This window comes from Streptomyces sp. NPDC059224 (genome assembly GCF_042754285.1).
Taxonomy (GTDB): domain Bacteria; phylum Actinomycetota; class Actinomycetes; order Streptomycetales; family Streptomycetaceae; genus Streptomyces.
On the sequence record NZ_JBHZAN010000018.1, the window covers coordinates 54,548 to 68,164 of the forward strand.

10 protein-coding genes are annotated in these 13,617 nt (G+C 72.7%); 4 read left to right on the plus strand and 6 right to left on the minus strand.

The window, feature by feature from the left end; all coding sequences use genetic code 11:
- Positions 1-5: 5 nt before the first annotated feature.
- Complete coding sequence (locus tag ACFXI4_RS20950) at positions 6-1,133, minus strand: ferrochelatase (protein ID WP_384992969.1); 1,128 nt, start codon at positions 1,131-1,133, stop codon at positions 6-8.
- Positions 1,134-1,295: 162 nt separating this feature from the next.
- Between ACFXI4_RS20950 and ACFXI4_RS20955 the strand changes: the two genes are divergently transcribed.
- The 3 genes from ACFXI4_RS20955 (at position 1,296) to sepH (ending at position 5,975) form a co-directional block, all read left to right on the plus strand.
- Complete coding sequence (locus ACFXI4_RS20955; protein WP_384992971.1) at positions 1,296-2,534, plus strand: MFS transporter; 1,239 nt, start codon at positions 1,296-1,298, stop codon at positions 2,532-2,534.
- A complete protein-coding gene (locus tag ACFXI4_RS20960) occupies positions 2,494-3,822 on the plus strand; it encodes a D-arabinono-1,4-lactone oxidase (RefSeq protein WP_384992973.1) in 1,329 nt (442 codons plus the stop codon). The genes ACFXI4_RS20955 and ACFXI4_RS20960 overlap by 41 nt, the downstream gene beginning before the upstream one ends.
- A gap of 1,115 nt (positions 3,823-4,937) precedes the next feature.
- Positions 4,938-5,975, plus strand: a complete 1,038-nt coding sequence (gene sepH / locus ACFXI4_RS20965; protein ID WP_384992976.1) for a septation protein SepH — start codon at positions 4,938-4,940, stop codon at positions 5,973-5,975.
- A gap of 62 nt (positions 5,976-6,037) precedes the next feature.
- Here sepH and ACFXI4_RS20970 read toward each other — a convergent pair whose 3' ends face one another.
- On the minus strand, positions 6,038-6,880 hold the full coding sequence (locus ACFXI4_RS20970; protein WP_384992978.1) for a sulfurtransferase: 843 nt from the start codon (positions 6,878-6,880) through the stop codon (positions 6,038-6,040).
- Between the two features lie 311 nt (positions 6,881-7,191).
- On the opposite strand from ACFXI4_RS20970, the gene ACFXI4_RS20975 reads away from it, so the two are divergent.
- Positions 7,192-7,995: a VOC family protein gene (locus tag ACFXI4_RS20975; protein ID WP_384992981.1), complete on the plus strand. Its 804-nt coding sequence runs from the start codon at positions 7,192-7,194 to the stop codon at positions 7,993-7,995.
- A 1-nt stretch (position 7,996) separates the two neighbouring features.
- Here the strand turns inward: ACFXI4_RS20975 and ACFXI4_RS20980 are convergent, their stop codons facing one another.
- From ACFXI4_RS20980 to ACFXI4_RS20995, 4 genes are all read right to left on the minus strand, one after another.
- Positions 7,997-8,644: a thymidine kinase gene (locus ACFXI4_RS20980; protein WP_384992983.1), complete on the minus strand. Its 648-nt coding sequence runs from the start codon at positions 8,642-8,644 to the stop codon at positions 7,997-7,999.
- Between the two features lie 40 nt (positions 8,645-8,684).
- Positions 8,685-9,878, minus strand: coding sequence for an alkaline phosphatase family protein (locus tag ACFXI4_RS20985; RefSeq protein WP_384992986.1), 1,194 nt, complete (start codon positions 9,876-9,878; stop codon positions 8,685-8,687).
- Positions 9,878-10,465 carry a DUF5998 family protein gene (locus tag ACFXI4_RS20990; RefSeq protein ID WP_362728005.1) on the minus strand — a complete coding sequence of 196 codons (588 nt, stop codon included), beginning with the start codon at positions 10,463-10,465 and terminating at the stop codon, positions 9,878-9,880. Before ACFXI4_RS20990 ends, ACFXI4_RS20985 begins: the two co-directional genes overlap by 1 nt.
- Before the next feature lie 87 nt (positions 10,466-10,552).
- Entirely contained in the window at positions 10,553-13,447 is a 2,895-nt protein-coding gene (locus ACFXI4_RS20995) for a GNAT family N-acetyltransferase (RefSeq protein ID WP_384992990.1), read from the minus strand.
- Between the last annotated feature and the right edge of the window lie 170 nt (positions 13,448-13,617).

Sequence of the window (13,617 nt, forward strand, 5' to 3'; positions counted from 1 at the left end):
GCTCCTCACGCGTACGGGCTGTCGGCGCCAGCCGCGGCCGGGCGGGGGGTGCGGGACGGGCAGCAGCCGACCGGGCACAGGTGGTGGCTCGCGCCCAGCGCGCCCAGCGCGCACGGCGTGACCTCCTGCCCGTTCTCCACGCCCGCGCGCTCCAGGACCATGTCCCGGACCGCGGCGGCGAACCGCGGGTCGTCCCCGACGGTCGCGGACCGCCGTACCGGCAGACCCAGCTCCTCGGCCTTGGCCGTGGCCTCCGTGTCGAGGTCGTAGAGGACCTCCATGTGGTCGGAGACGAAGCCGATCGGGGCCATCACGACGGCGGGGGCCCCGGCGCCGTGCAGCGTCTCCAGGTGGTCGCAGATGTCGGGCTCCAGCCACGGGATGTGCGGGGCGCCCGAGCGGGACTGGTAGACGAGCCGCCAGGGGTGGTCGACACCGGTGCGCTCGCGGACCGCGTCGGCGATCAGCTGCGCCACGTCCAGGTGCTCCTCGACGTAGGCGCCGCCCTCCCCGTGGGACTCGGCCGGTCCCGAGGTGTCGGCGCTCGCGGTCGGGATGGAGTGCGTGGTGAAGGCGATGTGGGCACCCGCGCGGACGTCCTCGGGGAGATCGGCGAGGCACTGGAGCACCCCGTCGATCATCGGGTCGAGGAAGCCGGGATGGTTGAAGTAGTGCCGCAGCTTGTCGACCCTCGGCGGTTCGAGGCCCTCGGCCGCCAGCTCGGCCAGGGAGTCCGCGAGGTTCTCGCGGTACTGCCGGCAGCCCGAGTAGGAGGCGTAGGCGCTGGTGGCGAGGACCAGGACGCGGCGGCGCCCGTCGGCGACCATCTCGCGCAGGGTGTCCGTCAGATACGGCGCCCAGTTCCGGTTGCCCCAGTAGATCGGCAGGTCCAGGCCGTGCTCGGCGAAGTCCTTGCGCAGAGCCTCCAGCAGGGCGCGGTTCTGGTCGTTGATCGGGCTGACCCCGCCGAAGAGGAAGTAGTGCTGCCCGACCTCCTTGAGACGTTCCTTCGGGATACCGCGCCCGCGCGTCACGTTCTCCAGGAACGGGACCACGTCGTCCGGGCCTTCCGGGCCGCCGAAGGAGAGCAGGAGCAGGGCGTCGTAGGGGGTGGCATCGAGCGCGTCTGACATGTGTCCGATCCTGTCACCCGTCACTGACCGGCCGGAAACAGGAGCATTAAGAGTCGGATTCGGGAGGTTTATCCCCAGCGCAGGCCAGGTGCATCCGGGTCCCCTCGCTCGTAAGCTGTACACACCGCAGTCACGCCTTACTCAGCCCCGTCGGAGACCCTCGTGCCCAGCCCCTACCGCGCCCTCTTCGCCGTTCCCGGCACCAAGGGCTTCTCCGCCGCGGGCTTCGTCGGCCGGATGCCGCTGTCCATGATGGGCATCGGCGTGGTCACGATGATCTCCCAGATCAACGGGCGGTACGGGCTCGCCGGCGCGCTCTCGGCCACCATCGCGCTGTCCGCCGCCGCGGTCGGCCCGCAGGTCTCCCGGCTGGTCGACCAGCACGGCCAGCGCCGGGTGCTGCGTCCCGCGACCCTCCTCGCGCTCACGGCGGCGGCCGGGCTGCTCCTCGCCGCGCGCTTCGGGTGGCCCGACTGGGTGCTGTTCGTCTGCGCCGCCGGGATCGGCGCGGTGCCGAGCCTGGGCGCGATGATCCGGGCCCGCTGGGCCGCCCTCTACCGGGGCACCCCGCAGCTGCACACCGCCTACTCGTTCGAGTCGGTCGTCGACGAGGTCTGCTTCATCATCGGGCCGATCGTCTCCATCGGCCTGTCCACGGTCTGGTTCCCCGAGGCGGGGCCGCTGCTGGCCGCCTGCTTCCTGGCCGCCGGCGTCTTCTGGCTGACCGCCCAGCGCGCCACCGAGCCCGCGCCGCACCCGCGCGAGCACCACACCCGCGGTTCGGCGCTGCGCGCGCCCGGTCTCCAGGTGCTGGTGGCGACCTTCGTGGCCACCGGAGCGATCTTCGGCGCGGTGGACGTGGTGACCGTCGCCTTCGCCGACGAACGCGGCCACAAGGGCGCCGCGAGCGTGGTCCTCGCGCTGTACGCGGCCGGCTCCTGTCTCGCCGGCGCGGTCTTCGGTCTGATGCGGTTCGCGGGGAAGCCGGAACGCAGGTGGCTGCTGGGCATATGTGCGATGGCCGTGAGTATGATCCCCCTCCTACTGGTCGGAAACCTGCCGCTTCTGGCCGTGGCGCTGTTCGTTGCGGGCCTGTCCATCGCACCGACGATGATCACGACGATGTCCCTCATCGAAAAGCACGTACCTCGCGCGAAGCTCACCGAGGGGATGACCTGGGTGAGTACCGGCCTCGCGGTCGGGGTGGCGCTCGGCTCCTCGGTCGCCGGCTGGGTGATCGACGCTGCCGGAGCCCGCACCGGGTACGGGGTTCCGGCCGTGTCCGGGGCCGTCGCGGTCGCGGTCGGTTTCCTCGGTTACCGCCGGCTCAACAGGCCGGTCACGGGTCGGGGAGGCACCGTTGAGCAGTACAGCGAGCGGGAAGAGCGGCACGTGGCGTAACTGGGGAGGGACCGTCACGGTCAGCCCCGCGCGGGAGATCACTCCCGCCTCCGTGGACGAACTGGCGGCGGCGGTACGGCAGGCCGCCGAGGACGGCCTGAAGGTGAAGGCGGTCGGCAGCGGCCACTCCTTCACCTCGATCGCCGCGACCGACGGCCTCTCGGTCCGCCCTCAGCTGCTGGCCGGGATCCGCGGCATCGACCGCAAGGCCATGACCGTCACGGTCGAGGCCGGCACCCCGCTCAGGAGACTCAACATGGCCCTGGCCCGCGAGGGCCTGTCGCTGACCAACATGGGCGACATCATGGAGCAGACGGTCTCCGGGGCCACCAGTACCGGCACCCATGGCACGGGCCGCGAGTCCGCCTCGCTCGCCGCCCAGATCAGGGCACTCGAACTGGTCACCGCCGACGGCTCGGTGCTCACCTGCTCCGCGGACGGCACCGAGGAGGAGCGCGCGGTCTTCGCGGCCGCGCGGATCGGCCTCGGCGCGCTCGGGATCGTCACCGCGATCACCCTCGCCGTGGAGCCGCTCTTCCTGCTCAGCGCGCGCGAGGAACCGATGCCCCTGGACCGCGTCCTCGCCGAGTTCGACCAGCTCTGGTCCGAGAACGAGCACTTCGAGTTCTACTGGTTCCCGCACACCGGCAACACCAACACCAAGCGCAACAACCGCAGCGCGGACCCGGCGCGGCCCGTGGGTCGGCTGGCCGGCTGGTTCGAGGACGAGTTCCTCTCCAACGGCCTCTTCCACGGGGTGCAGTTGCTCGGCCGGGCGGTGCCCGCCGTGGTCCCGACGGTCGCCCGCATCTCCAGCACGGCGCTGTCCGCACGGACGTACACGGACATTCCCTACAAGGTCTTCACCTCCCCGCGCCGGGTGCGTTTCGTGGAGATGGAGTACGCCGTGCCGCGCGAGGCCCTGGTGGACACGGTGCGGGAACTGAAGGCGATGGTCGACCGCTCCGGCCTCAGGGTCAACTTCCCGGTCGAGGTCCGCACCGCTCCGGCCGACGACATCGCCCTGTCCACCGCCTCCGCCCGGGACAGCGCCTACGTGGCGGTCCACATGTTCCGGGGCACGCCGTACCAGGCGTACTTCACCGCCGCCGAGCGCATCTTCACCGCGCACGAGGGCCGCCCGCACTGGGGCAAGGTGCACACCAGGGACGCGGAGTACTTCGCCAAGGCCTACCCGAGGTTCGGCGAGTTCACCGCGCTGCGGGATCGGCTCGATCCGGACCGGCTGTTCCAGAACGACTATCTGCGGAGGGTTCTGGGCCAGTAGCCGAGGACGCGGTCGCGGACGGTGCCGGCGCCGCGGCACCCCCGCTCGCGGGCGTCCGGGCCGGATCCGGGGAGGAGGACGGCGTCGGAGTGGGCGAAGTGGCCGTCCCGTCACCGGAGTTCGGGCCGGAAGAGCCCGACCGGCCCGAGGGCTCAGAGGGCTCAGAGGACTTCTCGGGCGCGGTGCCGCCGGTGACGGCGCCGCTGACCGTCGTGGCGGAACCGCCACTGAAGCTGCCGTTCAGGACCAGTTCACAGGTCGTGACGCCGGCCATGGCCACCGCGACCACCGGGCGGCGCCGGCTCCGCACCCGGGCCCGGTGGACGGTGCCCTCGGTGAACTCGCCGGGCGCCGGGGACCCTTGCACCCGGGGCCGGGGAGTCACCGTCGCGTCGCGCAGCTGTTCCCCGGTGCGCTTGAGGAAGTGCTGGAACAGCGTGCCGTCACAGGTGGCGATCACACTGACGACGCCGGCGCCGAGGATCGTGCCCTACACCCCGGCGCAGGACGCGAGTTCGGCGGCCACCACCGCGGCCACCGCGCTGCCCGCGACCTGGGGCACGCTGAGGTCGATCCGCCTCGGACGCCCCGTCACCCCCTCTCCCGCACTCGTCCGGTCGCCGGAACCGGGCCTTTCACGCATTCCCCAACCTTGCCTGCCCTTCCCGTACTTGTTCGACCAACCGCACGAGAAAGGGACGTACGGACGAAACCATTAGTTCCGTTTCTACGGAATGCGTGAAGTACGCCACGTTCAAGATCGCCCCGGAATGGGCAATCGGCGGCCGGGGAAGGCTCGTTGCCAGAAGTTGGGCGGCGCGCCAATCCACGCACGTGGCCCGAATGGAGTACTGTTGCGAGCCCTGGGTCCGGTCTCCCGCCAGGGCGTCCGCGGCCTTACGGGACCGCCGGGAGGGGGCTAGTTGCACAGGGTGACGGAGTTGGTCACTTAGCGTTGCGAATAGGTAACCGTGCCATAACGGCGTACCCGGGCCCGTGCCCGACACGCCGGGCAACTCGGCAAGGTTGTGGCAGGCTGCACCCGGGCAGGCCACACTCGACTAGCGGAAGCAGCGACGCACGTGACGTCGGCAGGCACCACCCGGGAGGTCCCCATGCCCGAACTGCGTGTCGTGGCCGTCTCCAATGACGGCACACGACTGGTGCTCAAGGCTGCCGACTCTACGGAGTACACGCTTCCGATCGACGAACGGCTCCGTGCCGCCGTGCGCGGCGACCGGCCCCGGCTCGGCCAGATCGAGATCGAGGTCGAGAGCCATCTCCGGCCCCGAGACATCCAGGCGCGGATACGGGCGGGCGCGACCGCGGAAGAGGTCGCCCAGCTCGCCGGGATCCCCGTCGACCGGGTGCGGCGCTTCGAGGGTCCGGTACTGGCCGAGCGCGCCTTCATGGCCGAACGAGCCCGCAAGACGCCGGTCCGCCGGCCGGGCGAGAACTCCGGTCCCCTGCTCGGCGAGGCAGTGCAGGAGCGGCTGGTGCTGCGCGGCGCCGACAAGGACACCGTGCAGTGGGACTCCTGGCGGCGCGACGACGGCACCTGGGAGGTCCTCCTCGTCTACCGGGTCGCGAGCGAACCCCACTCGGCGAGCTGGACCTACGACCCGCCCCGGCGGCTCGTGCAGGCCGTCGACGACGAGGCACGCTCGCTGATCGGCGAGTCCGACGACCTCGCCGTACCGGAACCCAGCTTTCCGTTCGTTCCGCGGATCGCGCGGCTGCCGCGCGACCGCCCGCTGGACCGTACCGGCGACCGGGACCGGCCGAGCCTGCCCGCACAGTCGTCCGAACCGGTCGAGGAGACGGCCGGCGAGCGGGACTCGCTGACCAGCCTGCTGGAGGCGGTGCCCAGCTTCCGGGGCGACATGGTGGTCCCGGAGCGCCCCGCCGAGGCCGTCCCGGAGGAGCCGCCCGCACCGGAACCGGCGGCGGAGGAGCCGCCGGCCCCCGCGGCCTCGGCCGGCTCCGCCTACGCGGACGTCCTCATGCCCCGCTCCGTCGGCAGCCACCGCGACCGGCTGATCGGCGCCACCGACCGTCAGGCCGAGGCCGACGGCGTCCGCCCCGGCCGCCGGGCCGCGGTGCCGAGCTGGGACGAGATCGTCTTCGGGACGCGGCGCAAGAAGCAGGAGTAGCAGGACCCGTACGACCGTACGAAGAGGGGGGCACGCGCGCGTGCCCCCCTCTTCGGCTCCCGCTACTGCGGGTCGGGGCCGACCGCGACCGGACGGGACGGGTCCGCGGACCACTCCGACCACGAACCGACGTACAGCGCCGCCGGAATGCCCGCCACGGCCAGCGCCAGTACCTCGTGCGCGGCCGAGACACCCGAGCCGCAGTAGACGCCCACCGGGGCCGCCTCGGAGGCGCCCAGCGCCTTGAAACGGTCACTCAGCTCCCCGGCGGGCAGGAAACGGCCGTCCGGGCCGACGTTCTCGGAGGTCGGCGCGGAGACCGCGCCCGGGATGTGGCCGCCGATCCGGTCGATCGGCTCCACCTCTCCCCGGTACCGCTCCCCCGCGCGGGCGTCGAGCAGCACACCCGTGCGGGCCAGCGCGGCCGCCCCGTCCGCGTCGAGCAACTCCAGCGCACCGGGCGCGGGTTCGAAGTCACCCTCGGCCTCTTCCACCGCGTCAGCCGAGAGAGCACCGCCCCAGGACGGCAACCCGCCGTCCAGGACCCGCACGTCCGGGTGACCCGTCCAGCGCAGCAGCCACCAGGCGCGCGCCGCCGCCCAGCCGTGCCCGCCGTCGTAGACGACCACCGGCCGGTCCGCGGACACACCCGCACGGCGCATCGCGGCTCCGAAGACGGCCAGGTCGGGCAGGGGATGCCGGCCGCGCTCGCCGGGCGCGGCGGCCAGTTCCGCGTCGAGGTCCACGTAGCGGGCGCCCGGCAGGTGCCCGGCGGTGTACTCGGCCCGGCCGTCGAAGGCCGCGCCGCCCTGCGTGGTCAGCTGCCAGCGCACGTCCAGCAGGACGGGCGGATTGGGGCCGGCCAGGTCGTCGGCGAGTTCGCTTGCGGTGATGATGGCTTCCATGACCCCATCCTTACGTCAGGGGTGGCCGCATCGTCCAGGTACGACTACTGTGCTCGGCCGGACGGGCTCGATCACCGGGCGTGCGGGATCGGGCACATGCTGTACGGCCGATGGACACCCGGCAGCAATCAGCCGGAAACGGGCGAGAAACGGCAGACCAGACATCCTCGCGGCGAGGGCCGCCGCTGCCTGGCCGTGGGCCGCCACGGAGGGTGCGAGCATTGGCACGGGGCGTGCCCGCGGCTGCGGCCCAGCCGGTCCGGAGAGCGGAAGCGACACGGCCACCGCGAGGGGCCGGGGAGAGAGTGACGATGACCGAGGTACGGGGATCGGCCGGCCCGAACGGCGGTACACACGTTCTGCGCACGCCCGGCACCCCCTGCTGGGTGAGTCTGATGGTGCACGGCTTGACCGCGACCGAGGAGTTCTACGAGGCCCTGTTCGGCTGGGAGTTCCAGCCCGGGCCGCAACAGCTCGGCCCCTACGTCCGGGCGCTGCTCGACGGACAGGAGGTCGCGGGCATCGGGCAGCTGCCGCCGGATCGCCGGCTGCCGATCGCCTGGACGCCGTACTTCGCCTCGGCGGACGTGGACCTGACGGCCGAGACGGCCCGGCTGTGCGGCGGCACGGTGGGCGTCGGCCCGCTGGACGCGGCAGAGGCCGGGCGGATGGCCATCGGCTCCGACCCGGCGGGCGCGGTCTTCGGCATCTGGCAGGCCTCCGCCCACCTCGGCACGGCCGTCACCGGTGTCCCCGGCACGCCCGCCTGGAACGAGCTGCTCACCTTCGAGACCGCGAGCGTCGCCAAGTTCTACCGGGCGGTCTTCGGTTACGCGGAGGAGCCCGTGGTGTCCGCCGACTTCGACTACGTGACCCTGCACGTCGAGGGCCGCCCGGTGGCCGGCATCCACGGGGTCGGCCTCTCGCTGCCCCGGGACCGGGGGCCGCACTGGCTGACGTACTTCGAGGTGGCAAACGCGGACACGACCCTGCGCGAGGTCGCCGAGCTGGGCGGGCAGGTGCTGAAGCCGGCCCGGGACAGCGCACACGGCCGGGTCGGCACGGTGGCCGACCCGGAGGGCGCGGTCTTCTCGGTGATCGAGAACCCGCGCTGAATCAGGTGGTGACGGGCAGGACGTCCGGGGAGAGGGCCGCCGCGCGGGCCGACGTGGCGGTCATCCGGCGCCGGTGGTGGCGGCGGCACAGCACCTCGTAACCGACCTTCCCGGCCGACTCGTTGACATCGCCCACCACCACCTGGGCGCCCTCGACGACCATCTCGCCGCCGACGGTGCGGGCGTTGTGCGTGGCCCGGGCGCCGCACCAGCACAGGGCCTCCACCTGGAGCACCTCGACCCGGTCGGAAAGTTCCACCAGCCGCTGGGAGCCGGGGAACAGCTTGGAGCGGAAGTCGGTGGTGATGCCGAACGCGTAGACGTCCAGGCCCAGATCGTCCACCACGCGCGCGAGCTGGTCGATCTGCTCCGGCACCAGGAACTGTGCCTCGTCGGCGATGACGTAGTCCGCGCGACCGCCCTGCGAGAGGTGGTCGACCAGGTAGGAGTACAGGTCCTGGCCGTCCTCGACCTCCACGGCGTCGGTGACCAGGCCGAGGCGGGAGGACAGCTTGCCGTGGCCGGCGCGGTCGTCACGGCTGAATATCATGCCGACGAGACCGCGGGCCGACCGGTTGTGCTCGATCTGCAGAGCCAGCGTCGACTTCCCGCAGTCCATCGTTCCGGAGAAGAAGACCAGCTCGGGCATGGGAGGTTGAGCACCTTTCGGGTGGTGGGAGCAAGGGTCGCTAGGAGCGTACTTCGAGCAGTGGGACGAGCTGCTCGACGGGGGTCATCGAACCGTGGTTGCCGACCATCGCCGACTCCTTGGGCTCCCGCTCGGAGGCGATGATCAGGACGTCGTCGTGCGCGGCGGCGACGACGTCGCCGATCCGCCCGTACACCCGTTCGTCGAACCGGTCCGGCGGGCCGAACCAGCCGGCCGCGATCGCCTCGTCCCGGGAGGCCACCCAGAACTGCTCGCCGAGTACCTCGCGCCAGCAGGTCAGGACGTCGTTCGCGGCGCCGGGGACCGCGTACACGTGCCGTGCCCGGCCCTCGCCGCCGAGCAGGGCGACGCCGGCCCGCAGCTCCCAGTCCTCGTCGAAGTCGATGCGGTGCTGCTCGTCGAACGGCACGTCGAGCATGCCGTGGTCGGCGGTGACGTACAGCGCGCTGCGGGCCGGGAGCTGCTCGGCGAGCCGCTGCACCAGCCGGTCCACGTGCATCAGCTGGCCGCGCCAGGTGTCGGAGTCGACGCCGTAGCGGTGCCCGGCGCCGTCCAGTTCGGCGTAGTACGTGTACACGAGCGAGCGGTCGGCGGCGGCCAGTTGCTCCGCCGCGAAGTCCATCCGCTCCTCGCCGGTGAGCCGCCCGTGAAACGTTCCGCCGCTCAGCGCGACCTTGGTGAGCGGGGTGTGTTCGAAGTGCGGGGAGGACACCTGGGCGGAGTGCACACCGGCGTCGGCGGCGAGCTGGAAGACGGTGGGGTACGGCTGCCAGGCGGCCGGGTCGGTCCACGGCTGCCAGCGCAGCTGGTTCATCAGCTCGTCCGTGGCCGGGTTGCGGACGGTGTAGCCGGGCAGGCCGTGCGCTCCGGGCGGCAGGCCGGTGCCGACGGAGGCGAGGGAGGTGGCGGTGGTCGCCGGGTAGCCGGCGGTGATCGGCCGCCCGGTGCCGCCGCGTGAACTGCCGAGCAGCGAGGCCAGGAAGGGCGCCTCGTCCGGGTGGGCCAGCAGCTGCTCCCAGCCCAGACCGTCGACCAGGAAGACGCAGTTGCGGTCGGCCGCGGTCAGTTCCGTGATCGACGCGGTCATTCCGGGTACGGCCATGCCGGCGGCCAGGGTGGGCAGCAGGTCGGCGAGGGAACCACTGCCGTACTCGGGCAGCGGTGCGGAGCCGAGGGCCAGCGGTTCCGGGTGATCCCAGGCGGCGTACGCCATCAGTGCGCGACGTCCGCGGTCGCCTCGGAGATGGCCTGGGCGAAGGCGAGCGCCTGGCGCACCGTCTCCGGGCCGTCCCCCGCCTCGCTGACGCGCAGGCTCAGGTCGTCCGCCGTGGAGCTGCCCGTGTAGCCGTGGTCGGCCTCGCAGTTGGGGTCGCCGCAGGCCGCGGGCTCCAGGTCGATGCGGGAGACGGCGCCCCAGCCGATGGTCAGCACGATCTCGCGGGGCAGGGTGCCCGGCGTGTACTGCTCCGGGTTGGCCACCACCCGGCTGACCACGACCGACGAGATCCGGCCGAGCTTGACCGACTCGGTGGAGGTGGTGGCGTACGGCGTCGGGGAGGTGGTGTCGGCGGCCTGCTCGTCGGTGTGGCTGACGATGAAGCGGTTCCCGGTGAGGACGAGCACGGTCACATGGCGCCGCACCTCGTTCTGGTCGAACGTCGTCTCCTGGTGGACCAGATACGACCGGATCGGCTCACCGCCCACGGCGGCCTCCACCGCCTCGGCCACGAGGGCCGGGTAGTAGCCGCTGCGCTCGATCGCGACGCGCAGCCCCTGGGTCGTCGTACTGGTCTTGGCCATGGCGTCCATCCTAATCCGTGGGCAAGGGGGGTCCGGGCCAGTCGGCGCACCCTGGTGCGAAGCCACCACGGAGCGGGGTTCGAGCGGTCAGTAGGCCGGCAGGGTGCGCGGGCCCAGGTCGTCGCGGGCGGGCGGGGGCGCCAGGCGGACGGTGGCACCGAGCACGCTGACGCCGTGCCGGGCGACCACGACCGGTTCCAGGGTGACCGCGACCACCTCGGGATGGTCGTCGACCAGTCTGGATACGCGCAGCAGCAGCTCCTCCAGGGCGGGCGTGTCGACGGGGGCCGAGCCCCGCCAGCCGAACAGCAGGGGTGCGGTCCGGATCGACCGCACCAGCGAGGTCGCGTCCCGGTCCGTCACCGGGACCAGCCGGTGGGCCGTGTCCCCGAGCAGCTGTGAGGCGGCTCCGGCCAGCCCGAAGGAGAGCACGGCCCCGGCCGCCGGGTCGATCACGGCCCGTACGACGGTGTCGACGCCCCGGGGGGCCATCCGCTGCACCACCGGGCGCAGTTCCGCCGGCGACCCGAACAGCTCGGTCAACTCGGTGTACGCCCGGCGCAGTTGCTCCTCGTCCGCCAGGTCGAGCCGTACTCCGCCCAGGTCGGCGCGGTGCCGCAGGTGCGGGGCGGTGGCCTTGAGGGCGACCGGGTAGCCGAGGTCGGCGGCGGCCCGGGCGGCGGCCTCCGGAGTGCGGGCCGGCAGGGCCCGGTGCACGGCGACGCCGTACTTGCCGAGGAGCGCGCAGGTCTCCTCGGTCCCGAGGGTGAGTCCCTCCCCGCGCTCCAGCAGCGTGCCGATCAGTCCGGCGGCTCCCCTCTCGTCGATGTCGTCGTACTCGGGCACCTTGCCGGGATCGGTGGCCTCCCGCCGCCACTGCGCGTACTTCACGGCTTCGGCGAGCGCCCGCACGGCACGCTCGGCGGCGGGGTAGGCGGGAATCAGCCGGGAGCAGGAGTGCGGGGCACGCGGCCGGGCGGTCTCGGTGACGGCGGCGGGCGGTGTCCGGCCGGCTCCCGCGGACGGCGTCCGGGCCGCCGTCTGCGTCGGTGCGGGGCGCAACCGGTGGGTGCCGCCGGAGGCGCCGGGTGCCATGACAGGTGCCTGCGGTGCGGTGCGGCCCGCGGCCGAAAGCGCCTCCGCCAGCCCCCCGAGCTCCACGTGCACGACCAGGACCGGCTTCCCGTGCGCCCCCTCGGCCGCCGACCGCAGGGCCTCCGCCAGTTCACCGTCCCCGACCGCCCCCTCACCGATCGTCGGGATGGCGGTGACGACCACCGCGTCGCACGACTCGTCGGCCAGCGCCTCCGCCAGCGCCCGGTGGAAGTCGGCGGGGGTCGCCGTGGTCGTCAGGTCCAGCGGCGGCGCGGGCCGCAGCCCCTCCGCCAGGCACCGGTCGTAGGTCAGCAGCCCCAGCGACTCGGAGTTCCCGAGGATCGCCACCCGGGGCCCGGCCGGCAGCGGCTGCCGGGCGAGCAGCAGCCCCGCGTCGACCAGCTCCGTGATCGTGTCTACGCGGATCACCCCGGCCTGCCGGAGCAGCGCGGACACCGTGGCGTGCGGCAGCCGGGTGGCCCGTACCGCGTGCCCCTGCGGCGCCGAACCGGCGCTCTGCACCACGACCAGCGGCTTCGCCGCCGCCGTGCGCCGCGAGAGGCGGGTGAACTTGCGCGGGTTGCCGATGGACTCCAGGTACATGAGGACGACATCGGTCTCGGCGTCGTCGTACCAGTACTGAAGGACGTCGTTGCCGGAGACGTCCGCGCGGTTGCCGGCCGAGACGAAGGTCGACACGCCCGTGGTGCCGGTGACGCCGCCGCCGCGTCGGTGCAGCCGGGACAGCAGGGCGATCCCGATGGCACCCGACTGGGCGAAGAGGCCGATGCGGCCGGGGCGGGGCATCTCGGGGGCGAGCGAGGCGTTCAGCCGGACGTCGGCGGCGGTGTTGATGATTCCGAAGGCGTTCGGCCCGATGATCCGCATGCCGTACGTGCGCGCGTGCCGGACGAGTTCGCGCTGGCGTTCACGGCCGTCCGGGCCGCTCTCCGCGTATCCGGCGGCCAGCACGACGAGCCCCTGGACGCCGTGTTCACCGCAGTCGGTGACGACGTCCGGGACCTGCTCGGCGGGTACGGCGACCACGGCCAGGTCGACCGGTCCGTCGATGTCGCGCACGGAGCGGTGCGCGGGTACCCCGTCGACCTCCTTGAGATCGTCGGGGAAGGCCTGGTTCACGGCGTGCAGGCGGCCGGTGAAGCCGGCGTCCCGGAGGTTGCCGAGGACGCTGCGGCCGACGCCGCCGGGCGCCCGGCCGACGCCGATCACGGCCACGGAACCGGGGGTCAGCAGGCGCCGTACCGAACGGGCCTCCGCCCGCTGCTCGCGCGCGCGTTGGACGGCGACGGAGCGGTCCGTGGGCTCCAGGTCGAACTCCAGGCGGACCACGCCGTCCTCGAAGCTGCGCTGCTGGGTGTACCCGGCGTCCGTGAACACCTTGATCATCTTGCTGTTGGCGGGCAGCACCTCGGCGGCGAACCGGCGGATGCCGCGCTCCCGCGCGACGGCCGCGATGTGCTCCAGGAGGGCGGAGGCGACGCCCCGGCCCTGATGGGCGTCCTGGACGAGGAAGGCGACCTCCGCCTCGTCGGCGGGCGCGGAGGCGGGCATCCCGTCGGCGCCAATGCGGTCATAGCGTACGGTTGCGATGAACTCGCCGCCGATGGTGGCCGCGAGTCCCACCCTGTCCACGAAGTCGTGGTGCGTGAAGCGGTGGACGTCCTTGGCGGAGAGCCTGGGGTAGGGCGCGAAGAAGCGGTAGTACTTCGACTCGTCCGAGACCTGCTCGTAGAAGCTGACCAGGCGGCCGGCGTCATCGACGGTGATGGGCCGGACGCGCGCGGTACCACCGTCGCGCAGCACGACGTCCGCCTCCCAGTGGGAGGGGTACGCGTGCCGGTCGTGTCGGTCCGCCGGGGTCTGCATGGGCCCCAGAGTACGGCTCGCGTCCGACAGTGGCGCGAGGCAGTCTGTGGAGGACGGAAGCCGGACCGAGGCCGCGGTCCGACGACACACCCGCGGGGACTCACGTCCGCTCCGGGCATGCTTCACGATATGGGAAACTGGTCTAGACAACCCTGAACACCGAAGGGCAG